Raw genomic sequence first — 22,497 nt, forward strand, 5'->3', positions numbered from 1 at the left:
GCGTGACGCCACCGTCACGTTCGACGCCGAGCGTGACGCCACCGTCACATTCGAGGAGCGGCGCCTACTCTTCGCGGTCGCCCTGGGCGGGCGGCGGGAGCTGCTCATCGGCGTCCGGCTGCGCGGCGTCCGGCTGCGCGGCTTCCGGCTCGTCGACGTCCGGCTCCGCGACATCCGCCTCCTCGTCGTCCGCCTCGTCGACTTCCGACTCGGCGAAAACGCCGGCGAAGTCCGCGGGTTCATCGGCCGCGCGGACGGGTTCGGGTCGCCTGGGCCGCCTGGGCCGACGCCGGATCCCCCCTGCCATCACCACGGTGACCCCGCCGACGACCGCGAACCAGAAAAACACACCGATGACCAGGGCGCCCTGGTCGACGCCGACATCGCCGAAGTTGCCCAGCCGTCCGCTCCCGCCGTACGCGACCAAGGACATGGCCAGCGCCCCGGCGACGGACGCGACCAGCAGCTTGGCCATCGCCGGAACCGGTGGGAGCGGACGCCGCGCGCATTGTTGCCCGACCGCTACCCCCGACGCCGCGCCGATGATGAGCAGCGCGACCCAGACCGGCCCGAGGGGCGGCGTGGGTGCGGCGGCCAGCACCGGCAGCGCGGGGATGTCGCCGCCGAACACCGTGAACGAACTGAACGTCGCGAAGCCAAGATGCGCGCTGGAACCGACCGCGACCGCCGCGGTGCCGACGATGACGTTGGGTGCATACAACACCGACAACACGGTGAGATTGAACTGACCCCAGATCGAATCGGTGATCCCGTAGAGCTCTTGCATCGTCGCCCAATGCACGACCAGCGACCCGGCCGTCACCATGCCGGACAGCCCGACCAACGCCAACACGCCCGCCGCCGCGGCACGCGCCGAATCCGCCAACCAGTTGGGCAGCGGAGAAGCGCTCAGCGCCCGTCGGCCCACCCGGGACGACACACCGATCGCGGCACCGATGGTGTGCACCACCAGCACGCTGGCGAAAGCGCGCAGGGCGCTTGGTGTCTGCAACTCCGTGATCACCGACGACGCGTCGTGAATCACCGCCAGCGCGATCGCCGCCATCAGCAACGGCCCGCCCAGCGCCGACGCGACAACCCAGCGGACGACGAGCCACGACGAGGACGGGGCGGTGGCCCGCGCGGTGCTGCGCGCTGTGGCCCACACCATCAATATGACCGGCAGCAGCGGCATGACGCCCAGTTCGCGGCCGCCGATGGAGATAGGCACCTGGTGCACACCGAGCCACATGCTGGCGATGGCGCCCAGCGCTCCGGTCATGTCGCTGTTGGCGATCAGGAGCTGCAGCAGCACGACCGCGGCGATGATGACCAACGCCACCACGGCCGGGCCGAACGCGACCCTGACGAGGTCACGCGCTTGACGAGCGCCCGCCGCCCGGTTGTCCTCCACTCCTGTCACTCTTGGCGAACGTGCCCGACTAGGCGCGTAGGCGCGCGGTTAGCTCGGCGCCGGTCCAGCCGGTGATGAGGGCGACTGCTCCTGGCCCTGGCCGGAAGGCTGCTGGTCGCCTGCCTGGTTCGGCGCGCCGGGTGGCGGGCTGAAGCTCGGGAAGCCGGTGGGCGGCGTGGACGACCCCTGCGGCTGGGCGCCGAATCCGCCGCTCGGCGGGTTCGTCGGGACCGCGCTCTGGGTCGGAGCCTGGCTCGGCTGATAACCGCCGTACTGCGATCCATAGGGGGAAGCCTGCGGGTTGTGCGACTGCGGCGCAACGTGCTGCTGGGCGCCCTGCTGACCGTAGTACCCGCCGGGCTGCTGAGCGCCGTACCCGTATTGCCCGTACTGGCCGTACTGCGCGTAGGGGTCGTATTTGGGCCGCGGGGCCGGCGGGGTGATGACACCCGCATCCAAAAGGATGACCACGACGGCCGCGATCGCCTGGAACACGCTGCATGCCACCAGGGGCCACATCGCCCAGCCGATCGCGAAACCGGCCGGCGTGTTGATCGTCTCCGAGATCGCGAGTAGTGCGCCCAGTGAAGCGATTACAGCGACGACGCCCGCGTAGCTCTTTGCCTTGGGCAGCAGGCTCAGCCCGGCGAGCAACGCGGCCAGCACGGCGACGAGGACCGCGGTGCCCGCGTCACCGGCGCGTCCGCCGGCGCCCGGCCCGAGGTCGGCGCCGAGCGTGAAGGTCGGCCCGAAGTTCAGCAGGTACACCCCCAGGCCGAGCACCACCACCGCGATGTTCAGGTAAAGCGGAAGGTTGCTTTCACCGGTTTCGTCCTTGGCGAACGACGGTGTGGCGCCTGGGTAGGAGCCCCCGGGTTGCGTAGGTGGGTATCCGGGACTACCGGGCGAGTAGGTCATGGCTCCTCCTGTTGCTTGCAGTGCCTTTGCTTCAGCGGCGCCACGCCACCGTTGCAGTGCGACGCTGTGCTCGCGCGCGCGGATCCATAGTCGCCGGGACTTGCTGCGCTTGCGGTGCGACGCGATCGATCAACCACGCTAGCGCACATTCCGGTGCCGGTGCCGATGCCACCGGCCGTCGGCGCGAGCAGCGCCGATTCACCGCCGCTTGCCCACGGTAGGTAGAACACGTTCTAATTCTGTGCATGGATTACGGCCTTGTGCTTTTTACCAGCGACCGTGGCATCACTCCGGCGGCGGCCGCCAAGCTCGCCGACGACCATGGCTTTCAGACGTTCTACGTGCCAGAACACACCCATATCCCCATCAAGCGCGAGGCGGCGCACCCGACGACCGGTGACGCGTCGCTGCCGGACGATCGGTACATGCGCACGCTAGACCCATGGGTCAGCTTGGGCGCGGCGTGCGCGGTCACCTCGCGGGTGCGGTTGTCCACGGCGGTGGCGCTGCCCGTCGAACACGACCCGATCACGCTGGCGAAAAGCATCGCCACCCTGGACCATCTGTCCGGCGGCCGGGTCAGCCTCGGCGTCGGTTTCGGCTGGAACACCGACGAACTCGCCGACCACAACGTGCCACCCGGGCGCCGCCGCACCATGCTGCGCGAATACATCGAAGCGATGCGCGCCCTGTGGACGGAAGAGGAAGCCGCGTACGACGGAGAATTCGTCAAGTTCGGTCCCAGCTGGGCCTGGCCCAAGCCGGTGCAGGCCCACATTCCGGTGCTGGTGGGCGCCGCTGGCAACGAGAAGAACTTCAAGTGGATCGCTCGTAGCGCCGACGGATGGATCACCACCCCGCGCGACTTCGACATCGACGAGCCGGTGAAGCTTTTGCAGGACACCTGGGCGGCCGCCGGCCGCGACGGCGCCCCGCAGATCGTCGCGCTGGACTTCAAGCCGGTGCCCGAGAAGCTGGCCCACTGGGCCGAGCTCGGGGTGACCGAGGTGCTGTTCGGCCTCCCGGACCGGCCCGACGACGAAATCGCCGCCTACGTCGAGCGATTGGCCGGCAAGCTCGCCGCTCTCGTCTAGAAACCGCGAGCAGACGCAGAATCGCACCAAGCCTCGTCGGGGAATGCGATTCTGCTGGGGGTACCTCCCGCTTGCGGGGGACTGCTCGTTGGGAAGAGGTCAGCCCGGCGTGCAGCGGTTGCCGTAGTCGAAGGAGCGCACCCGAACGGGACTCCCCAACGGGTCGCCGTCGGTCAGCAGCGCGATCAATTCGGGGTCCTCGGTGGTCGACAGGAATCGGGTGCCGTCGGCGTCCAGCCGCCCGACGATGATTCCAGTCAGCCGGCCGGAATCGCGCCGCACGGTGTAGGTCTCGATGGTGGCCGCGCCGTCGGCCGCCTCGGCCACCGCCACCGTCGGCGAACTGCCGATCTGCGCCTGCAGCGCGGCGCTGCGATCCGGCTTCCATCCCGTCGGGGTGGTGGAGTAGACGCCGACCGAGTACTTGCTCAAGATGCCGCCGTTGGCGCCGACGAGGCCGAATTGCCCTGGCGCGCTTCGCATTCGGGCAACCGTCTCGGCGACACCGTGCATCGAATAATTGTTGCCGGCACCGCCGAAAAACGGCAGCCCACCTGTCAGGGTCAGTCCGCGTGGATCGTCGGGCGCGAGGCCCATGCCGTCGCAAACGTTGAACACCGGAACCGGAAAGCAGCTGTACAGGTCGAAGGTGGCGACGTCGTCGAGACCGATGCCGGCCACGTCCAGTGCCTCGCGCACCGCCATGACGGCCGACTGCGCATGCCCCAGGTCCGGGCGTTCCAGCAGCGGCTGTTCCTCCAGGTCGGCGTGGCCGTGCAGGTAAACCCAGTTCTCCTCCGGCACTCCCAGCCGCCGCGCGGACTCGACCGACATCACCAGTGCGGCCGCGCCCTGGTTGACCTGATCGCGAGCGACCAGCAACCGCGGGTACGGATCCGAGATCATCCGGTTGCTCTCGGTCACGGTGATCAGCTCGTCGACGGTGCGTTCCACCGGCGCGGCGGCAAACGGATTGCCCGCGGCGACCTTGGTGAACGGCGCGAACAGCTCACCCATCCGACGCAGGTATTCCGTTGGGCCCAGCCCGGTTTCGGCGCGACGGGCATTCTCCAGCAACGCATACTGCGTCGGCGCGTCGACCAGGCCATGGATCACCGTGTAGCGCGTGACGAGTCGGTCCAGGCCGTAGCCCCGGTCCTCGAGCGAGCCGTCGACGGTCTCGGAGAAGTCCGGGCGGTTGTCGGCCCCGGCGAAATAGCGCGTGGTCGAAGTGGCATCGGAGCCAAAGATCAGCGCGACTTCCGAACGACCACAAGCGATCTCGCCGGCCAGCTCGGTGATCAGGTGCTGCGGGCCCTGACCCCCGACAACCTCGAGGATGGCGCGGGCGGGGTCCGCACCGATCCGGTTGGCCACCGAGCGCGGATAGTTGTTCGACTTGCCCAGCACCGGTTGGGCCGGCCCGGAAATCTCGAATTGCCTTACGCCGGCGACGGTGTCGATCGTCGCCGCCACCTTGGCGACGTCAGCGCCGCAGTCGTCCAGCGCGGCGCGCGCCGCCGCGGCGGCCAATTCCACGCCCGACATCGCGCGGTAGTAGGCGTCGTCGATGCGTTCCGCCGACTGCCCGACTCCGACGACGACGGGCGTCCGCGGATCCAGTGTCACGTGCGAACCTGTCGCTACAGGCTCTGCAGAATCTCCCGGGCGAGCGCGGCCGTTTCCGATGGGGTCTTGCCGACCTTGACCCCGGCCGCCTCCAAGGCTTCTTTCTTGGCGGCCGCGGTGCCCGAGGAGCCGGACACGATCGCGCCCGCGTGGCCCATCGTCTTGCCTTCTGGCGCAGTGAATCCCGCGACGTAGCCGACGACCGGCTTGGACACGTGCGCCTTGATGTAGTCGGCCGCGCGCTCCTCGGCGTCACCGCCGATCTCACCGATCATCACGATGACCTTGGTGTCGGGATCCTTTTCGAACGCCTCGATCGCGTCGATGTGGGTGGTGCCGATGACCGGGTCACCGCCGATCCCGATGGACGTGGAGAAGCCGAAATCGCGTAGCTCGTACATCATTTGGTAGGTCAGCGTGCCGGACTTGGATACCAGCCCGACGGGACCCGGCCCGGTGATGTTGGCGGGGGTGATGCCCACCAGCGCCTGGCCCGGGGTGATGATACCGGGACAGTTCGGGCCGATGATGCGGGTCTTGCTTCCCTTGTGCTGGTTGTAAGCCCACGCATATGCGCTGTCCTGCACCGGGATTCCCTCGGTGATGACCACCAGCAGCGGGATCTCGGCGTCGATGGCCTCGATGATGGCGTCCTTGGCGTACACCGGTGGGACGAACACGATCGAGACGTCGGCGCCGGTCTTCTCGATGGCCTCGACCACGCTGCCGAACACCGGCAGTTCGACGGGCTTGTCGTTGACGTCTTTGTGCGCGACCGTGGTTCCGGCCTTGCGGGCGTTGACTCCGCCGACGATGTGCGTGCCGGCCTTGAGCATGCGCGCGGTGTGCTTGGTGGCCTCGGCGCCGGTGATGCCCTGGACGACGACCTTGTTTTCGGCGGTCAGAAATATAGCCATGGGGTCATGCTTCCTTTCAGGCGCTCGCCAGCTCGGCGGCCTTGTCGGCGGCCTCGTCCATCGTCGGCACCAGCGTCACGAGCGGGTGGTTGGCCTCGGCAAGGATGCGCCTGCCTTCGTCGACGTTGTTGCCGTCCAACCGAACCACCAGGGGCTTGTTGGCCTCGGCGCCCAGGATTTCCAGGGCCTTCACGATCCCGGTCGCCACGGCGTCGCAGGCCGTGATGCCGCCGAACACGTTGACGAACACGCTCTTGACCTGCTTGTCGCCCAGCACCACGTCCAGGCCCGCGGCCATCACCTCGGCCGACGCGCCGCCGCCGATGTCCAGGAAGTTGGCCGGCTTGACCCCGCCGTGCTTTTCCCCGGCATAGGCGACCACGTCGAGGGTCGACATCACCAGGCCCGCGCCGTTGCCGATGATGCCGACCTCGCCGTCGAGCTTGACGTAGTTGAGGTCATGCTCCTTGGCCTTGAGCTCCAGCGGGTCGGTCGCGTCGCGGTCCTCGAACTCGACGTGGCCGGGCTGCCGGAAGTCGGCGTTGGCGTCCAGGGTGACCTTGCCGTCCAGCGCCAGAATCCGGTCGTCGGGGGTGCGCACCAACGGGTTCACCTCGACCAGCGTGGCGTCCTCACCGACGAAGAGCTCCCACAGCTTGGAGATGGTGACCGCGGCGGCGTCGAGCACCTCGGCCGGCAGGTGGCCCTGTTCGGCGATGGAACGCGCGGTGGCCAGGTCCACGCCCTTGACGGCGTCGACCGGGACCTTGGCCAGCCGGTCGGGCTTGGTGGCGGCGACTTCTTCGATCTCCATGCCGCCCTCGACCGAGCACATTGCCAGGTAGGTGCGGTTGGCGCGGTCGAGCAAGAAAGAGATGTAGTACTCCTCGGCGATGTCACTGGCCTCGGCGACCAACAGCTTCTTGACGACGTGGCCCTTGATGTCCAGGCCGAGGATGTTCTTGGCGTGTTCGTAGGCGTCTTGGGGTGTCGCTGCGTACTTGACGCCACCGGCCTTGCCCCGGCCGCCGATCTTGACCTGCGCTTTGACCATCACCGGCGCGCCGATCTCCTCGGCGATGGCCTGAGCGCCCTCGGCGGTGTCCGTCACCCGGCCGGGTGTACTCGGTACGTTGTGCTTGGCGAATAATTCTTTGGCTTGATACTCGAAAAGGTCCATGGGCTCACTGTCTTCGCTCGGCTTACTGCAAGTCCTGTACGTAGGCGGCGCCGCATCCGGCAACACGCACGGACGAACTGTATCCACCCGTCGAACGGTTGCCATCGCCGCATCCCACCGATGTGGCACAGCTCACGAGACAGCGCGAAGCCCGAAACGTGATGCGGATCACAATATCCGTCCGGAATTTCGCCCGAGGTTGCAAGCCCCGTCCGTAAACCGATACCTTCCTTAGGTCCAGATAACGTTATGGTCACGATACGAGGACATTCCAGCTTGTCCCAGCACCGTTTGACTCGTTCTGCTGCCGAAACATCCGGCGTGGTGAGAGTGAGTCGTGCAGCGGGAGCCCATTGGACAGAGCCGCACGGCAACGAAGTCACCGAGATCCTTCCGCTCGACGGGTTCGACTTCGACAGCCTCGAATTCGCTGACGATTGCGGCGAACTGCACGACCTCGACTTCAGCAACGACTCGACGTTCGACAACGCGGCCCAGGTTCTGCTGGCCCCCGAGCTGGACGACCTGCACGACGTGGACGACCTGGCCCCGCTCCTGCTTGCCGCTCCCGCCGCGGTGCCGGTCTCGGTGCGATTCCAGCCCGACGCAGACGTGCCTCGCCCCTATCAGTCGGACATCACCGACATCATCTCCGTGGTTCGCCGCGGCGGGCAGCACCGCAAAGAGCCGACGAGCGCGGCCAAGGGCCGGCTGCTGATCTCGGCGATGGCGGCCGGCGCGGCGGCCGCGGCGGCCCATACCGCGACCAGCCACGCCGAAGTCCCCAAGACCGACGCCGTGCTCACCGCCAACGCGTCGGCCCTCACCGGCGGGTCGAGCAGCAACGCCACCCGCGGCGCCCAGGTGATCGCGGTCCAGCCGGCGGCGAACACCGTCGTGCACAACGCGGAACTGGCCCACGGTGTCGCGTACGCCAACGATCGCGCGCAGCGCGAGGCCCGACTGCAGCAGCCGCTCTACGTCATGCCCACGCACGGGATATTCACGTCGAACTTCGGCTACCGCTGGGGGGTTCTGCACGCCGGCATCGACCTCGCCAATTCGATTGGGACTCCGATCTATGCGGTATCCGACGGCGTGGTCATCGAGGCCGGGCCGGCCGCCGGCTACGGGGCGCTGGTCAAGGTGCGCCATGCCGACGGCACCGTCACGCTCTACGGCCACGTCAACACCACGACCGTGAGCGCCGGAGAGCGCGTGATGGCCGGTGACCAGATCGCCACCATGGGCAATCGCGGCAATTCCACCGGGCCGCATCTGCATTTCGAGGTGCTGCAGGGCGGCAGCGAGCGGATCGACCCGGTGCCGTGGCTGGCCAAGCGGGGCATCTTCGTCGGCAACTACGCTGGATGAGGTGACCGCGCCGAACGACCCGCCTCCCGCCGCGCACCTGTCCGAACCACCGGAGCCACCCTCCGAATCACGCACCCGCATCATCCGGCGCGCACCCACGGGACCGATTCCGACCGTCCCGGAGTCGCCGACCACCCAGATTCCGCCACAACCGCCTTACCGGGGTGCCGCCCCTGCCGGCCCGCGCGGCGGCCTCGGCCCGCAGGCCGGCGAGCCCAGCGGCCGGACGGCGGCCGCAGGCTGCGCCGTCGCCATCGTCAGCGGCTGGGCCACGTCGGTGGTGGCCACTGATTTGATCGCCGGCTGGTGGAAGACCGACCGGTTGTTCTGCATCGCGGTCGCGTTTCTCGCCCTGGTGTTCGCGTCGACGACCATCGCAGGCGTGATCGTGCTGCTGCAGGGCCGGTCCTTGGGGCGCTATCTCATCGTGGCCGGCGCGGTGGTCGCGGTGCTGACCTACGGCGGCGTGTTCATCGCGGGCGCGCGCGTCGCGTGGATCGTGCACGCGCTCCCGCTGCTGCCGATCGCCAGCGCGGTTTTGGTGATGCACCCGCGGACGAAGCGCTGGCTCGAGGACTAACGTCCCCGCGCCGGCCCGCGCGCGGCGCGGTCAGAGTTTGCTGACCGGCGCGTGGTTGTGCATCAGCTTCACCCGTCCTGAGCTGCCGAAATCGATCAGCGACATGGCCGATTCGCCGACGCCGGAGACCTCCTCGACCCGGCCCAGCCCGTACTTGTCGTGGGTAACCCGGTCACCGGGCTGCAGCACCAGCAGCGGCCGTTTGCCCGCCCCCGAGCGAGTCGGCGCCGCGCGCGGTGCACCGAACCGGCCGGCCCCGCTGACCGGAGCGCTGAACGACGATGTGGGCGCGCTGCGCCGCCAGTCGATGAGCTCCTGCGGGATCTCGCGAAGGAACCGGGACTCCGGATTGAGCATGGGCTGTCCCCACGAGGACCGGACGATGGCCCGGCTCACGTACAGCCGCTGGCGGGCCCGGGTGATGCCGACGTAGGCCAGCCGCCGCTCCTCGGAGAGCTCCGTTGGATCGTCGAGCGCCCGCATGTGCGGGAACATCCCGTCCTCCCAACCGGTGACGAACACCACCGGGAATTCCAGACCCTTCGCGGTATGCAGCGTCATCATCGTGACCATGCCGGCGCCCTCTTCGGGGATCTCGTCGCTGTCGGAGACCAGCGACACCCTTTCCAGGAACGCCGCCAGCACACCGGTGTCCGGCACGTCTTCGTCCTCGGTCTGCAGAGACTCGTCGAGCGCGGCGGCATTGGCCTGATCGATGCTGAATTCGTGTGCGACGCTTACCAGTTCGTTCAGGTTGTCCAGCCGGGCCAGTTCCTGCGGATCGCTCGAGGATTCCAGCTCCCTGCGGTATCCGGTGCGCTCCAGCACCAACTCGACCAGATCGCCGAGGTCGTCGTCAAGGCGGCCCCGCAAGTCGTCCAGCATCTCGACGAATCCCGAGATCGCCTTCTCGGCACGGGTATTGAGCATCGGCACCCTACCCTCGGCCGCGGCGACGAGCGCATCGGCGAAGCTTGCCCCGGTGTTCTCGGCATACACGGCCACGCACGCCTCGGCGCGATCTCCGATGCCCCGGCGCGGGGTGTTGAGGATGCGCCGCATGCTGACTGCGTCGCCGGGATTGTCCAGCACCCGCAGGTAGGCCACGATGTCGCGGATCTCCTTGCGCTCGTAAAAGCGCACTCCCCCAACGACTTTGTATGGAATCCCGGCGCGGATGAACACCTCTTCCAGCGACCGCGACGAGTTGTTGGTGCGGTAGAAGACGGCGACGTCGTTGTAGGTGATCTCGCCGCGCTCGGCGAGTGCGTCGATTTCTTCGGCGACGAACCTGGCCTCGTCGTGTTCGTTGTCGGCGACGTAGCCGACGATCAGCTCGCCTTCCCCGGCGTCGGTCCACAACCGCTTCTCCCGGCGCCCGGAGTTGCGGGCGATCACCGAGTTGGCCGCCGACAGAATGTTCTGCGTCGAGCGGTAATTCTGTTCCAGCAGAATGGTTTTCGCATCGGGGTAGTCGCGTTCGAAGTCCTCGATGTTGCGGATCGTGGCGCCGCGGAACGCGTAGATCGACTGATCGGCGTCGCCGACCACGCACAGTTCCGCGGGCGGCACGTCATCGGGCGAATCCGGCGGACCCCCGCGACCGACCAGCTCCCGAACCAGCACGTACTGCGCATGGTTGGTGTCCTGGTATTCGTCGACCAGCACATGGCGGAACCGGCGCCGGTAGTACTGCGCGATCTCCGGGAAGGTCTGCAACACCGCCACCGTCTCCCCGATCAGATCGTCGAAGTCGAGCGCGTTGGCCGTGCGCAGGCGGCGCTGATACTCGGCGTAGACGGATGCGACGGTGCGGGCCAGGTCATCGGATTCGTCCGACAGGTTCGCCAGCGCCTGATCGGGGTCGATCAATTCGTTCTTCAGGTTGGAGATGGCGTTGGCCAGCAGCCGCGGCGAATACCTCTTGATGTCGAGCCCCATGTCGCGGCCGATCATCTGCAGTAGGCGCCGGGAATCGTCGGCGTCGTAGATCGAGAAGTTGGAATTGAGGCCTTTGATCAGGGACGCCTGATTGCGCAGGATGCGAACGCACGTCGAGTGAAACGTCGACACCCACATCGCGCGCGCCCGGTTGCCGACCAGCCGCACCACGCGTTCGCGCATTTCGGCGGCCGCCTTGTTGGTGAACGTGATGGCCAGGACCTGGCCCACCCCGACGCCGCGTGCGGCGATCAGGTACGCGATGCGCCGCGTCAATACCGCAGTCTTGCCCGAACCCGCACCGGCGACGATCAGCAGCGGTGCGCCTTGGTGCACCACCGCTTGGCGCTGTTGTGGGTTGAGGTCGTCGAGCAGACGGTCCGCTTCGGGGGCGGGCTTGGTATCGGTCGCGTGCACACTCATGTCTGTCCAAACTTACCGCTGACCGCCGACGCGAACCGGCCGGTCCGGCACGTCCGGGCGATCTTTTTCGCCGGGCCGCAGCCGGGCGTGTCCCGGGGGGCGCCTTGCCGCGTCTTGAGGGGTTGCGGACGGCTGTTACATGCGTTTTTGCAACGGATCCGCCCCTGATTGGCTAGACTCGGTCTCGTGCTCAACGCGCGTCGTCGATTTTTCTATGGGTACCCGCTAGCGGTGCCCGTGGTCTAGCTGCCGTCGCAGAGCCCCGTGGTCCGCTTCCGGATTCGGGGCTCGTCTCTTGTGTGAGGCCTGATACCGGATGAGACCAGAACCCCCACATCACGAGAATGCGGAGTTTGCAGAGATGAACATGGAAATGCTCGAAACGGAACAACCCGCCGACATCGACGCGTTGCGCGAAGAGATCGACCGGTTGGACGCCGAGATCCTCGCCGCGGTGAAGCGACGAGCCGAAGTATCACAGGCGATTGGCAAGGTCCGGATGGCGTCCGGCGGCACCCGGCTGGTGCACAGCCGCGAGATGAAGGTCATCGAGCGGTACAGCGAGCTCGGTCCGGACGGCAAGGATCTGGCAATGCTGTTGCTGCGACTGGGCAGGGGCCGGCTCGGCCACTAGCGGCCGGACACGCGGGACCTGGCTGGTGCCCCAACGCCGCATTAGGGTCGAGCCATGACCTCCCTGCGAACGATCCCCGACATCACCGCCAGCCCGGCGTGGGAAGCCCTGCGCAGGCATCACGATCAAATCGGACAGACGCATCTTCGCCAGTTCTTCGCCGAAGATCCCGATCGCGGCCGCGACCTCACCGTCGCGGTGGGCGACCTCTACATCGACTACAGCAAGCACCGCATCACCCGGGAAACGCTGCGGCTGCTGCTCGATCTGGCCCGCGCGGCCGGCCTCGAGGAGCATCGCGACCAGATGTTTTCCGGTGCACACATCAACACCTCGGAGGATCGCGCGGTATTGCACACCGCGCTGCGGCTGCCCCGCGACGCCGAGCTGGTGGTGGATGGCCAAAACGTCGTCGAGGACGTGCACTCCGTGCTGGATGCCATGGGCGACTTCACCGATCGGCTGCGCAGCGGCGAATGGACCGGGGCCACCGGGAAACGGATCACGACGGTCGTCAACATCGGCATCGGGGGGTCGGACCTGGGCCCGGTAATGGTGTATCAGGCGTTGCGCCACTACGTTGATGCCGGTATTTCGGCGCGCTTCGTGTCCAACGTCGATCCCGCGGACCTGATCGCGAAATTGGCCGATTTAGACCCTGCCACAACGCTTTTCATCGTCGCCTCCAAGACGTTCTCGACACTGGAGACGCTGACCAATGCGACCGCGGCCCGCCGCTGGCTGACGGGCGCACTCGGCGACGCCGCGGTGGCAAAGCATTTCGTGGCCGTCTCCACCAACAAGCGCTTGGTCGACGACTTCGGCATCAACACCGACAACATGTTCGGGTTCTGGGACTGGGTCGGTGGCCGCTATTCGGTCGATTCGGCGATCGGCCTGTCGCTGATGGCCACCATCGGCCGGCAAGCTTTCGCTGATTTTCTGTCCGGATTCCACATCGTCGACCGGCATTTCAAGACCGCGCCGCTGGAGGCCAACGCTCCCGCGCTGCTCGGCCTCATCGGTTTGTGGTACTCCAACTTCATGGGCGCGCAATCGCGTGCTGTGCTGCCGTATTCCAACGACCTGGCGCGTTTCGCGGCCTATCTGCAACAGCTCACCATGGAATCCAACGGCAAGTCGACGCGCGCCGACGGCACGCCCGTCACCACCGACACCGGCGAAATCTATTGGGGCGAACCGGGAACCAACGGCCAGCACGCCTTCTATCAACTGCTGCATCAGGGCACTCGACTGGTACCGGCCGACTTCATCGGCTTCAGCCAGCCGCTCGACGACCTACCCACCGTCGAAGGCACCGGCAGCATGCACGACCTGTTGATGAGCAACTTCTTCGCCCAGACCCAGGTGCTGGCGTTCGGCAAGACCGCGGAAGAAATCGCCGCCGAAGGCACACCCGCCGACGTCGTGCCGCACAAGGTCATGCCCGGCAATCGCCCGTCGACCTCGATCCTGGCGGACCGGCTCACGCCGTCGGTGCTCGGTCAGCTGATCGCGCTTTACGAGCATCAGGTGTTCACCGAGGGCGTGATCTGGGGAATCGACTCGTTCGACCAATGGGGCGTGGAGCTGGGCAAGACGCAGGCGAAGGCGCTGCTTCCGGTGATCACCGGCGATGGTTCCCCTGAGCCGCAGTCGGACAGCTCGACCGACGCGCTCGTCCGCCGCTACCGCACGGAACGGGGCCGGACCAGCTGAGAATCGTTCGCGCGAGTGTGAATCTCACGACGCGACACGCCGTGAAACCGTCGTCAGATTCACACTCGACGGGCTTTAGGCGAATCGCTTGGTCAGTGGGGGCGGCAGCACCCGGATGAGTTGCACCAGCGGCGCCCACGGCCACCGCGGCACGACGGCCCGGCCGGGCTCGCGCTCGATGGCGTCGACCAGTGCCTTGACGCCAGTTTCGTTGTCCACCATCAGCATTGTGCTGGCCGACTTGGCCGTCATCTCCGATTCGATGTAGCCGGGCTCGATCGCCGTCACCTTGATGGGCCCTTTGGCGTACTCGGCGCGCAGCGATTCGCCCAGCGAGGTCAGCCCGGCTTTGCTTGCGCAGTAGGCGGCTTTGACGCCGGGCACGCCCTTGTTGCCCAGCACCGAGGAGATGAGAACCAAATGCCCCGATCCGCTCTTGGCGAACATCTCCAGCGCAGTCTCGATCTGCACCAGCGCGGCGACCAGGTTGGTCTCGATGGTCGCTTTGTTCGCCCACAGCTTGCCCGACCCGAGCTTGGCGCCCTTGCCGATGCCGGCGTTGACGATGATGCGGTCGATGCCGCCGAGTTCGTCGCTGAGTTCGGCGAATACCTTGGGCACCTGTTCGTGGTCGTTGACGTCCAACTCGGCGACCGCGATCTTGATGCCTGGATACTGTTGGGCCAGTTCGCCTTTCAGCTCGTCAAGCCTGTCGGTGCGCCGGGCGCACAGGGCCAGGTCACGCCCCTTGGCCGCGAAGGAACGCGCCATCCCGGCGCCCAGGCCGGAGCTGGCGCCGGTGATGAGAATCTTCTGGCGAGTCACTCGGGCAGCATATCGAGGGGGATCGGCTCGCAGTCGGGCGACTACTTGAGCAGCCGTGACAAGCGCCGGTCCGCCAGCACCTTGCCGCCCGTCTGGCAGGTCGGGCAGTACTGAAAAGACTTGTCCGCGAACGACACTTCGCGCACGGTGTCGCCACACACCGGACACGGCAACCCCGTTCGCGCGTGCACCCGCAATCCGGAACGCTTCTCCCCTTTGAGGGTGGCCGCCCCCTGGCCGACGGACCGGGCCACCGCGTCGGTCAGAACCGACACCATCGCGTCGTGTAACGCGGTGAGCTGCTCGCTCGTGAGCTTCCCGGCCGTGGCGAACGGCGAAATCTTGGCGACATGCAGGATTTCGTCGCTGTAGGCGTTGCCGATACCGGCAATCACCTTTTGGTCGGTGATGACGGTTTTGATCCGGCCGGTGTTGCCGGCCAACACCCCGGCCAGGTCGTCGGCGCCCAGCTCGAGCGCGTCCGGGCCGAGCGCGGCGATGCCCGGCACCTGCCGCGGATCGTCGACCAGCCACACGGCCAGTCGCTTCTGGGTCCCGGCCTCGGTGAGGTCGAAACCCGGCGCGGCACCGGGGTCGCCGAGGTGGACACGCAGCGCGATCGCCCCCTTGCCCGGTCGCAACGGCGCCGCGGCCAGCTTGTCGGACCACCGCAGCCACCCCGCACGCGACAGGTGGGTGATCAAGAACAACTCGTCGACCTGCAGGCCCAGGTATTTGCCCCATCGCCCGGCCCCGGTAACGGCCCGGCCGTGCAGCGCGCTCGTCGGCGGGTCAAAGGTTTTCAACACCGACAACGCCGCGACATCGACGCGGCCCACCGTTAAACCGACCGCATGGCGGCGCAGATGGTCCGCTAACGCTTCGACCTCGGGAAGTTCGGGCACGCGTCAAGTCTGCCAGCCGCAGGCCCTCAGCAAATAGGTGTCCATGATCCAGCCGTGCCGCGCGCGGGCTTCGGCTCGCACCTCCGCGATGCGCGCCCCGACTTCACCGACCGTGCCGGCGACCAGCAGTTCGTCCCCGGTGCCCAGGTAGGCGCCCCACCAGATGGCGGTGTCCGGCGGGCATTGCAGAAACGAGCACTCGGCGTCCAGCATCACCACCGCCGAGCCGGACAAACCGTGCGCGCGCAGCTGCCTGCCCGTGGTGATCAGAACCGGTTCGCCGACGTCGTTGAGCGGGATGCGGTGCCGGGCCGTCAGCGCCTGCACCGCCGTGATTCCCGGAATGACGTCGAAGGTGAAGTCCACCTCGGCCGCGACCGCGCCGAGGATGCGCAGCGTGCTGTCATACAGCGACGGATCCCCCCAGGCCAGGAAGGCCCCGACGTCGTCGGGCCCCAGCTCGGTGCGGATTGCCGTCGCCCAGATCCGGGTGCGCGCCGCGTGCCACTCGGACACCGCGTCCCGGTAGTCGGCGTCGCTCGAGCGCTTGGGATCGACCAACTCGACGAAGCGATAGCCCGGCTCGCGGATGAACCGCGTGCAGATCAGCCGCCGCAGCGCCACCAGGTCGCTTTTCGCTTCGCCCTTGTCCATCGCGAAGAACACCTGCGTGTCGTTGAGCGCCTCGATCGCCTGATTGGTCAGGTAGTCCGGGTTTCCGACGCCGATGCCGATCACGTGAAGATGCCGACCCACGCTGCCAGTCAACCGAATCGAAACCCGAAGGGCCTAGTCGAGACCGTGAGTACCCGGTACCATGGGTACCGTCTGAAAACCCAACGAAGGGATCAGCATGACCTCAGCGGTGAAGCCAGCCGGGCCAAGTCGGGAAGAGTTCTCCGATCGTCTGCTGAAGGGCTCCGTCAAAAAGTCCTACGAGCCCGTCGTCGACATCGACTGGGATGCCCCGCTGGACCCGGACAAGTTCTATCTGCCGCCTCGGCTGGTGTCGCTGTACGGCACGCCGATGTGGGACGAAATGACCCGCGAACAACAAATCGAGCTGTCGCGCCAGGAACTGGTCAACACGTTGTCCGCCGGCATCTGGTTCGAGAACATGCTCAACCAGGCGCTGCTGCGCACCATCCTGCACGAGGACCCGACCAGCCGGTCCACGCACTACAAGCTGACGGAGCTGGGCGACGAGACCCGTCACATGGTCATGTTCGGCAAGGCCATCGAACGCGTCGGCGCCAGGCCGGTGCGCCCGCGATGGGTGCACCGGATCGTCATCAACGCATTGCCGCTGGCATTCCAGCGTGGCTCGATGCTGTGGGTGGCCGCGCTCATCGGGGAGGAAATCTTCGACTCGCTGCAGCGGCGGATGATGGACGACCCGGAGCTGCAGCCGATCATCCAGCGGCTCATGCGAATTCACGTCACCGAAGAGGCCCGGCATATCCAGTTCGCGCGCGACGGCGCACGCAAACGGGTACGGGAGATGCCCCGGATCAACAAGTTGTTCATGGCCAACATCAACGGGCTCGGCGGCTACTTCTTCCGATACCTGTTCAGCAACCCGGTTCCGTATGCGCGGGCGGGCCTGGATGCCAAACGTGCGCGCGCGACCGCACGCAGCAGCCCGCACCGCTACGAAATGCAGGTCGCCGGATTCGCTCCGCTCGCGGCGTTTTTGACCGAGGTTGGCCTGATGGGACCGATCGCGCGCCGCGCCTGGAAGCGCACCAGATTTCTGTGAGCCGAACGCGCGTCGTCATCGTCGGCGCCGGAGTTCGCGGCCGGTGCGCCGCAACGGAACTGCTGGCGGCGGGAATCACCGACATCGTGATGCTCGACTGTGCACCGGACACACCGCATGACTGGCCTGCGGCCCTGGACGGCCTGCTGCTTTCCGGTCGCGAAGTCGTCGGTTCGCTGTTCGACGACGACACCCACACGTGGGAGTTGCGAACAACCTGCGGCGAGATCTTTCACGGCGGCATCGCCATCGCGGCCCACGAACCGGGATACGTCCCGTGGATACCCGAGTTCGCCGGGCGCGACGAATTCCGGGGAACGTCTTTTCATGTGGCGCAATGGGATTCCGGGTTCGATCCCCGCGGCAAGCGCGTCGCGGTCATCGGCACCGACGCCACCGCGGGTCACCGCATCGGGGAGTTGATCGCAACGGCGGCCTCGGTCACCGTTTTCGCACACCCGCCGCGCCGGATTGTCGACGGGATGCCGTGGCCGACAGCGCGAGTCAAGCGGTGGTTACGTCGCCGTGCCAGGCCCGCGCTGGTGAAATCGGCGGTCGCCGCCATCACCGCGTCGGGCATCCGGACGACCGACGGTGCCGAACACCGCGCCGACGCCATCATCTACGGCACCGGTTTCGCGGTCCCCGATCAGAACACCATCACGGCGCTGGTCGGCACGGGCGGGTTGACCATCCGGCAGGCCTGGGTCGCCGGCATGGAGCCCTTCCAAGGAGTCGCCGTCCACGGCTTCCCGAACTACTTCTTCGTCGCCGGCCCCGATGCCGCCTCGCAGGCGCGCTACGTCGCCGAGTGCGTACGGCTCATGAAGCACTCCGCCAGCACCCGCATCGAAGTGCTTCGCAGCAGCCAGCAGGTGTTCAACGAGCGCGTCCATCTCGCGCCCCCGCCGCCTTTCCCGGTGATGTCGGCATTCGACCTGTCAGCGGGCGCCGGCGACGACGAGACCTACGACGGCGCGGCGACGCTGACGATCGCCGGCACCAGCCATCCGGTCCGCGTCCACCTGACCGGCCACCTGGACCCGATCGACGGCCATTATCACTGGCGGGGGACGGTTTTCAGTTCCCCGGCGCAACCCCTGCCGGTCGAGGCGCTCAAGGCGCGAAGCGTGACGGTGACGGTGGGCGAACGCAGCGCGGCCGCTCGCATCGTCGAACGGACACCGTGGGGCACTCACTCGGTCGCCGGGGTTGGCGCTCCGCCGTACCCGCACTAGCTGCGATCGTCGGGTTTACGAGCTTTTACGCGTGGGTAAACCGCAAAGTCTGAACTGACCCGTACGGGGGGTTTGGCCGCCTCGATAGGCGGCTCCGCGGGGGACCGTGCTGCGGCAGGCGGCGGGGAAAAAGAGAATGTTTGGCGTGGTGGCAGGCGATGCTTCGCACGGGTGGGGTCTGGGGGCGGATCCCACTCGCGCATCCCGCTGCCTTGCCCTGGGCTGGGACGGATGTTTGCCCAACCACACCAAGAACGCAGGGAACCCGAGCGCGATCGGGACACACCCGTTCGCACCTGACTTGCTCACGGATCACAGTCGGTGAAAATAGACCCGGGCGTGGAAAGGAGTGGCTGCGGTGAGTGCGGTAGCTGAGCCTCCGAACGCGCTGACGGTTGCGGCCCGAACGGAGAAGTCGCTGGCCGTGTTGACCGTCGAAGGCGTACTCGACGCCGGCAACTCCGCGCCGCTGCGCGACAGCATCACAAAGGCCACGCTCGACGAGCCGTCCGCCGTGGTCGTCGACATCACCGCACTTCGGGTGCCCGAGGACTCGGCCCTGTCGGCCTTCATCGGCGCGCGCTGGCAGCTCGAGGCCCAGCCCGAGGTCCCCGTCGTGCTGGTGTGCGCGGATCGCGCGACGCGCGAAGCGGTCACCCGCAGCGGGGTCGCGTCCTTCATGCCGGTGTACCCGACCGAGAAGGCGGCAAGGAAAGCGCTCGATCGGCTCACCCGTCTCCCGCTCCGGCGCGCCGATGCCGAGCTACCCGCGAACCTGACCAGCCTGCGCGAATCGCGCCGGCTGGTCCGGGAGTGGCTCACCGCGTGGTCACAATCCAAGCTCATCCCGGTCGCGTTGGTGGTAGTCAACGTGTTCGTCGAGAACGTGCTGGAACACACCGGCAGCGTCCCGCTGATGCGGATCGAGACCGACGGCGCGACGGCGACCATCGCGGTGTCCGACGACAGCACCACGCCGGCCCTGCGGCTGCCGTCGCCGGACCAGGGAATCGACGTGTCGGGCCTGGCCATCGTCGACGCGTTGTCGCGCGCGTGGGGCAGCACGCCCACCTCGACCGGCAAGACGGTGTGGGCGGTCATCGGCCCCGAAAACCAGCTCTAGGCGGCCTCGTCGCGCCTTGTCCGCGGACCCGAGCGCGGGTAGAACTAGAACACGTTCTAGTGTCGTGTGACGGTCCTCTCATGGAAGGCGGATGACGTGCGGTTTACCTACGCAGAGGCGATGACGGACTTTAGGTACTACATCCCCCTGGCCAAGGCGGCCGAGGCGGCGGGCTACCACGCCATGACGATCGCCGACAGCATCGCGTACCCGTTCGAGTCCGACTCGAAGTATCCCTACACGCCCGACGGCAATCGCGAGTTCCTGGATGGCAAGGAGTTCATCGAGACCTTCGTCCTGACATCGGCCTTGGGCGCGGTGACGTCGACGCTGCGGTTCAACTTCTTCGTCCTCAAGCTGCCTATCCGGCCACCGGCGCTGGTGGCCAAGCAAATCGGGTCGCTGGCCGCGATGACCGACAACCGAGTGGGCTTTGGTGTGGGAACCAGCCCGTGGCCCGAGGACTACGAGTTGCTGGGGGTCCCATTCGCCAAGCGCGGCAAGCGAATGGACGAATGCATCGAGATCATCCAGGGCCTCACCACCGGTGAGTACTTCGAATTCCACGGCGAGTTCTACGACATCCCCAAGACCAAGATGACCCCGGCCCCGACGAAGCCGATCCCGATCCTCATCGGCGGGCACGCCGACGCGGCGCTGCGGCGCGCGGCGCGCCTGGACGGCTGGATGCACGGCGGCGGCGACCCCGAGGAACTCGACCATCTACTGGCCAAGCTCAAGAAGTTCCGCGAAGAAGCGGGCAAGACGGGGCCGTTCGAGATCCACGTCATCTCGGTCGACGGCTTCACCGTGGACGGCGTCAAGCGACTCGAGGACAAGGGCGTCACCGACGTCATCGTCGGCTTCCGCATCCCCTACATCATGGGCAAGGACACCGAACCGCTGGACACCAAGATCCGCAACCTGGAGATGTTCGCCGAGAACGTGATCGCGAAAGTCTAGCCTTCACAGGGGCGGTCGCGAGCGCGGCGAAGCCGGGCGAAGCGGGCCGCCGCCAAATGTCACAGGGGATCCCACTTCGGGGCACGCTTCTCCATGTGCGCTTTGGCGGCCTCGAGCGGATTGTTGGTGAAACCGGACAGGATCTGGGTTCGGTTCTCCAGCTCGATGGCGTGCCGCAAACTGGGCGCGTCCAGCGACGCGTTGAGCCCAATCTTGGTCTGCCACACGCCATAAGCGTTGTTGTCCGCGATCTCGCGGGCTTTGCGCAGCGCCGCTGCCATCAGGTCATCCGGCGCAACCACCTCGTGCACCAGGTTGATGCGATAGGCCTCGGCCGCGTCGATGATGCGGCCGGTCAGCATGAGTTCCCGCGCGACTCCGGCGCCGACGATCTTCGGCAGCAGGTAACTGGTGCCCATGTCCATCGACGAGAAGCCGGCCTTGATGAACACCGACCCGAATCGTGCCTGCTCGGACGCGACCCGGATATCGCTGACCAACGCGAACGCCAGCCCACCCCCGACGGCCACGCCGTTGACCGCGGCGATCACCGGGAGGTCGAGCTCGTAGAGCCGCGTGAACAGATTGGCCAGGCGGACCTGGGCGTCGTAGTTGACCTTGAACGGCGGGGTGGTCGGCCTGCTTTGAGTCCACGGCTGGCCGGTGCCGCTCAGATCGGCGCCGGCGCAGAATCCGCGTCCGGCGCCGGTGAGGATCAGGACCCGAAATTCGCCGCCGCTCACGACATCCAGGGCATGGTCCACGCCGTCGATCAGCGATCCGTCGATGGCATTCAGCCGCTCCGGCCGGTTCAGGGTGATGCAGGCGATATTGTCCTCGAGCGTTTCCAGTTCGACTGCTGACATATCCAAACCGTATGCGACATGGTTATTTACCGGCGAGGCCTACCCTGGTTTGGCCGTCGCATCGAAGGAGCAACCATGGCACGAACAGAACGCGACACGTGGGACTTGGCCAACAGTGTGGGAGCGACGGCCACCATGGTCGCCGCCGCCCGGGCCGCCGCGACCAAACGTCCCCAGCCGGTAATCGATGATCCGTTCGCCGAGCCGTTGGTGCGCGCGGTCGGTATCGACGTGTTCACCCGGATCGCCGCCGGCGAGATGGATGCCATCGAGGCCGAGGGCGGCGTTGGTTTTCCGAGGATGGTCGACACGTTCGCCGCTCGCGCCCTCTTCTATGACGACTTTTTCGCCGACGCCGGCAAGGCGGGCGTACGCCAGGTCGTCATCGTCGCGTCCGGATTGGATGCCCGGCCCTATCGGCTCGCGTGGCCGGCCGGGACGACGGTGTACGAGATCGATCAGCCGGAGGTGATCGAATTCAAGGCGGCGACGCTGTCTGCGCTCAATGCCGCTCCTACCGCCGAGCACCGGGCGGTGGGCATCGATCTCCGGGACGATTGGCCCGCGGCACTGCGGCAGGCCGGACACGACCCCGCCGCGCCCACCGCGTGGCTCGCCGAAGGCGTGCTCATCGGTTTTCTCCCACCCGAGGCCGAAGTTCGGCTGCTCGACAACATCAATGGGCTGAGCGCCACGGGCAGCAGGTTCGCCGCCGATTACGGGCAAGTCGCCGGGTCGTCGGAGGAGGCGCAGGAGCACTCACGGCGCGCGACCGAAGGCTGGCGACGGCAGGGGCTCGACATGGACATCGCCGCCTTGACCTACCCCGGCGAGCACACCGACGTCGCCGCGCACCTGCGCGCCGACGGATGGGACGCGACCACAGCCACCCTCGCCGACCTCTTCGCCGCCGCCGGCCTGCCGAAACTAGAGGACTCCGAGCACGGCGCGGCGGCCACGCTCAGCTTCATGCGGGCCGTCAAGTCCTAGCGCGG

20 protein-coding genes and 1 pseudogene are annotated in these 22,497 nt (G+C 67.1%); 10 read left to right on the forward strand and 11 right to left on the reverse strand.

What is annotated here, in order from left to right; translation table 11 throughout:
* Window positions 1-64: 64 nt before the first annotated feature.
* A complete protein-coding gene (locus tag A5744_RS00270; protein ID WP_076057600.1) occupies window positions 65-1,414 on the reverse strand; it encodes a DUF6350 family protein in 1,350 nt (449 codons plus the stop codon).
* Between the two features lie 48 nt (window positions 1,415-1,462).
* Window positions 1,463-2,332, reverse strand: a complete 870-nt coding sequence (locus A5744_RS00275; RefSeq protein WP_076057601.1) for a DUF5336 domain-containing protein — start codon at window positions 2,330-2,332, stop codon at window positions 1,463-1,465.
* A gap of 245 nt (window positions 2,333-2,577) precedes the next feature.
* Here A5744_RS00275 and A5744_RS00280 point away from each other — a divergent pair, with 245 nt between their 5' ends.
* Entirely contained in the window at window positions 2,578-3,426 is an 849-nt protein-coding gene (locus A5744_RS00280) for an LLM class F420-dependent oxidoreductase (RefSeq protein WP_076057602.1), read from the forward strand.
* A 99-nt stretch (window positions 3,427-3,525) separates the two neighbouring features.
* On the opposite strand, the gene A5744_RS00285 is transcribed toward A5744_RS00280, so the two are convergent.
* Genes A5744_RS00285 through sucC form a run of 3 tightly spaced genes read right to left on the reverse strand, consistent with a single transcriptional unit; the run spans window position 3,526 to window position 7,152 of the window.
* Entirely contained in the window at window positions 3,526-5,055 is a 1,530-nt protein-coding gene (locus A5744_RS00285) for an acetyl-CoA acetyltransferase (protein ID WP_076057603.1), read from the reverse strand.
* A 14-nt stretch (window positions 5,056-5,069) separates the two neighbouring features.
* Window positions 5,070-5,972 carry a succinate--CoA ligase subunit alpha gene (gene sucD, locus A5744_RS00290; protein WP_076057604.1) on the reverse strand — a complete coding sequence of 301 codons (903 nt, stop codon included), beginning with the start codon at window positions 5,970-5,972 and terminating at the stop codon, window positions 5,070-5,072.
* Window positions 5,973-5,988: 16 nt separating this feature from the next.
* Complete coding sequence (gene sucC / locus A5744_RS00295; RefSeq protein ID WP_076057605.1) at window positions 5,989-7,152, reverse strand: ADP-forming succinate--CoA ligase subunit beta; 1,164 nt, start codon at window positions 7,150-7,152, stop codon at window positions 5,989-5,991.
* 330 nt (window positions 7,153-7,482) lie between these two features.
* On the opposite strand from sucC, the gene A5744_RS00300 reads away from it, so the two are divergent.
* Together A5744_RS00300 and A5744_RS00305 are read left to right on the forward strand one after the other, a co-directional pair.
* Complete coding sequence (locus A5744_RS00300; protein WP_083679158.1) at window positions 7,483-8,526, forward strand: M23 family metallopeptidase; 1,044 nt, start codon at window positions 7,483-7,485, stop codon at window positions 8,524-8,526.
* A 1-nt stretch (window position 8,527) separates the two neighbouring features.
* Window positions 8,528-9,106, forward strand: coding sequence for a hypothetical protein (locus tag A5744_RS00305; protein WP_076057606.1), 579 nt, complete (start codon window positions 8,528-8,530; stop codon window positions 9,104-9,106).
* Between the two features lie 30 nt (window positions 9,107-9,136).
* Here the strand turns inward: A5744_RS00305 and pcrA are convergent, their stop codons facing one another.
* The gene (pcrA, locus tag A5744_RS00310; RefSeq protein WP_076057607.1) at window positions 9,137-11,470 is read right to left on the reverse strand and encodes a DNA helicase PcrA; all 2,334 of its coding nucleotides are present in this window, start codon (window positions 11,468-11,470) and stop codon (window positions 9,137-9,139) included.
* Between the two features lie 316 nt (window positions 11,471-11,786).
* Here pcrA and A5744_RS00315 point away from each other — a divergent pair, with 316 nt between their 5' ends.
* Together A5744_RS00315 and pgi are read left to right on the forward strand one after the other, a co-directional pair.
* Complete coding sequence (locus A5744_RS00315) at window positions 11,787-12,104, forward strand: chorismate mutase (protein WP_076057608.1); 318 nt, start codon at window positions 11,787-11,789, stop codon at window positions 12,102-12,104.
* Between the two features lie 54 nt (window positions 12,105-12,158).
* Window positions 12,159-13,823, forward strand: coding sequence for a glucose-6-phosphate isomerase (gene pgi, locus A5744_RS00320; protein WP_076057609.1), 1,665 nt, complete (start codon window positions 12,159-12,161; stop codon window positions 13,821-13,823).
* Window positions 13,824-13,898: 75 nt separating this feature from the next.
* Here the strand turns inward: pgi and A5744_RS00325 are convergent, their stop codons facing one another.
* The 4 genes and pseudogenes from A5744_RS00325 to cobF all read right to left on the reverse strand — a co-directional run bounded on the left by A5744_RS00325 (window position 13,899) and on the right by cobF (window position 16,309).
* Window positions 13,899-14,648 carry an SDR family oxidoreductase gene (locus tag A5744_RS00325; protein ID WP_076057610.1) on the reverse strand — a complete coding sequence of 250 codons (750 nt, stop codon included), beginning with the start codon at window positions 14,646-14,648 and terminating at the stop codon, window positions 13,899-13,901.
* Window positions 14,649-14,689: 41 nt separating this feature from the next.
* Window positions 14,690-15,157, reverse strand: a complete 468-nt coding sequence (locus A5744_RS24840) for a zinc finger domain-containing protein (RefSeq protein ID WP_240562919.1) — start codon at window positions 15,155-15,157, stop codon at window positions 14,690-14,692.
* A gap of 150 nt (window positions 15,158-15,307) precedes the next feature.
* Window positions 15,308-15,553, reverse strand: a pseudogene (locus A5744_RS24845) (DNA-formamidopyrimidine glycosylase family protein); the annotation flags it as partial.
* A gap of 3 nt (window positions 15,554-15,556) precedes the next feature.
* A complete protein-coding gene (gene cobF, locus A5744_RS00335) occupies window positions 15,557-16,309 on the reverse strand; it encodes a precorrin-6A synthase (deacetylating) (protein ID WP_076057612.1) in 753 nt (250 codons plus the stop codon).
* 97 nt (window positions 16,310-16,406) lie between these two features.
* On the opposite strand from cobF, the gene A5744_RS00340 reads away from it, so the two are divergent.
* The 4 genes from A5744_RS00340 to A5744_RS00355 all read left to right on the forward strand — a co-directional run bounded on the left by A5744_RS00340 (window position 16,407) and on the right by A5744_RS00355 (window position 20,636).
* Window positions 16,407-17,312, forward strand: a complete 906-nt coding sequence (locus tag A5744_RS00340; RefSeq protein ID WP_076057613.1) for a diiron oxygenase — start codon at window positions 16,407-16,409, stop codon at window positions 17,310-17,312.
* Window positions 17,309-18,550, forward strand: a complete 1,242-nt coding sequence (locus tag A5744_RS00345; RefSeq protein ID WP_240562918.1) for a DUF4873 domain-containing protein — start codon at window positions 17,309-17,311, stop codon at window positions 18,548-18,550. Before A5744_RS00340 ends, A5744_RS00345 begins: the two co-directional genes overlap by 4 nt.
* A gap of 349 nt (window positions 18,551-18,899) precedes the next feature.
* Window positions 18,900-19,673, forward strand: a complete 774-nt coding sequence (locus A5744_RS00350; RefSeq protein WP_139331175.1) for an STAS domain-containing protein — start codon at window positions 18,900-18,902, stop codon at window positions 19,671-19,673.
* 96 nt (window positions 19,674-19,769) lie between these two features.
* Entirely contained in the window at window positions 19,770-20,636 is an 867-nt protein-coding gene (locus A5744_RS00355; protein ID WP_076057614.1) for an LLM class flavin-dependent oxidoreductase, read from the forward strand.
* A 59-nt stretch (window positions 20,637-20,695) separates the two neighbouring features.
* Here the strand turns inward: A5744_RS00355 and A5744_RS00360 are convergent, their stop codons facing one another.
* Window positions 20,696-21,502, reverse strand: coding sequence for an enoyl-CoA hydratase/isomerase family protein (locus tag A5744_RS00360; protein WP_076057615.1), 807 nt, complete (start codon window positions 21,500-21,502; stop codon window positions 20,696-20,698).
* Window positions 21,503-21,577: 75 nt separating this feature from the next.
* Between A5744_RS00360 and A5744_RS00365 the strand changes: the two genes are divergently transcribed.
* The gene (locus tag A5744_RS00365; protein WP_076057616.1) at window positions 21,578-22,492 is read left to right on the forward strand and encodes a class I SAM-dependent methyltransferase; all 915 of its coding nucleotides are present in this window, start codon (window positions 21,578-21,580) and stop codon (window positions 22,490-22,492) included.
* Window positions 22,493-22,497: the final 5 nt, after the last annotated feature.

The sequence above is a fragment of the Mycobacterium sp. IS-1264 genome, assembly GCF_001954195.1.
Classification (GTDB): Bacteria; Actinomycetota; Actinomycetes; order Mycobacteriales; family Mycobacteriaceae; genus Mycobacterium.

Bases quoted from the DNA above. Each gene is read 5' to 3' on its own strand.
- A5744_RS00340 (WP_076057613.1), top strand. From the start codon at position 16,407: ATGACCTCAGCGGTGAAGCCAGCCGGGCCAAGTCGGGAAGAGTTCTCC.
- pcrA (WP_076057607.1), bottom strand. From the start codon at position 11,470: ATGAGTGTGCACGCGACCGATACCAAGCCCGCCCCCGAAGCGGACCGT.
- A5744_RS00360 (WP_076057615.1), bottom strand. From the start codon at position 21,502: ATGTCAGCAGTCGAACTGGAAACGCTCGAGGACAATATCGCCTGCATC.
- A5744_RS00275 (WP_076057601.1), bottom strand. From the start codon at position 2,332: ATGACCTACTCGCCCGGTAGTCCCGGATACCCACCTACGCAACCCGGG.
- sucD (WP_076057604.1), bottom strand. From the start codon at position 5,972: ATGGCTATATTTCTGACCGCCGAAAACAAGGTCGTCGTCCAGGGCATC.
- A5744_RS00315 (WP_076057608.1), top strand. From the start codon at position 11,787: ATGAGACCAGAACCCCCACATCACGAGAATGCGGAGTTTGCAGAGATG.
- sucC (WP_076057605.1), bottom strand. From the start codon at position 7,152: ATGGACCTTTTCGAGTATCAAGCCAAAGAATTATTCGCCAAGCACAAC.
- A5744_RS00365 (WP_076057616.1), top strand. From the start codon at position 21,578: ATGGCACGAACAGAACGCGACACGTGGGACTTGGCCAACAGTGTGGGA.
- A5744_RS00280 (WP_076057602.1), top strand. From the start codon at position 2,578: ATGGATTACGGCCTTGTGCTTTTTACCAGCGACCGTGGCATCACTCCG.
- pgi (WP_076057609.1), top strand. From the start codon at position 12,159: ATGACCTCCCTGCGAACGATCCCCGACATCACCGCCAGCCCGGCGTGG.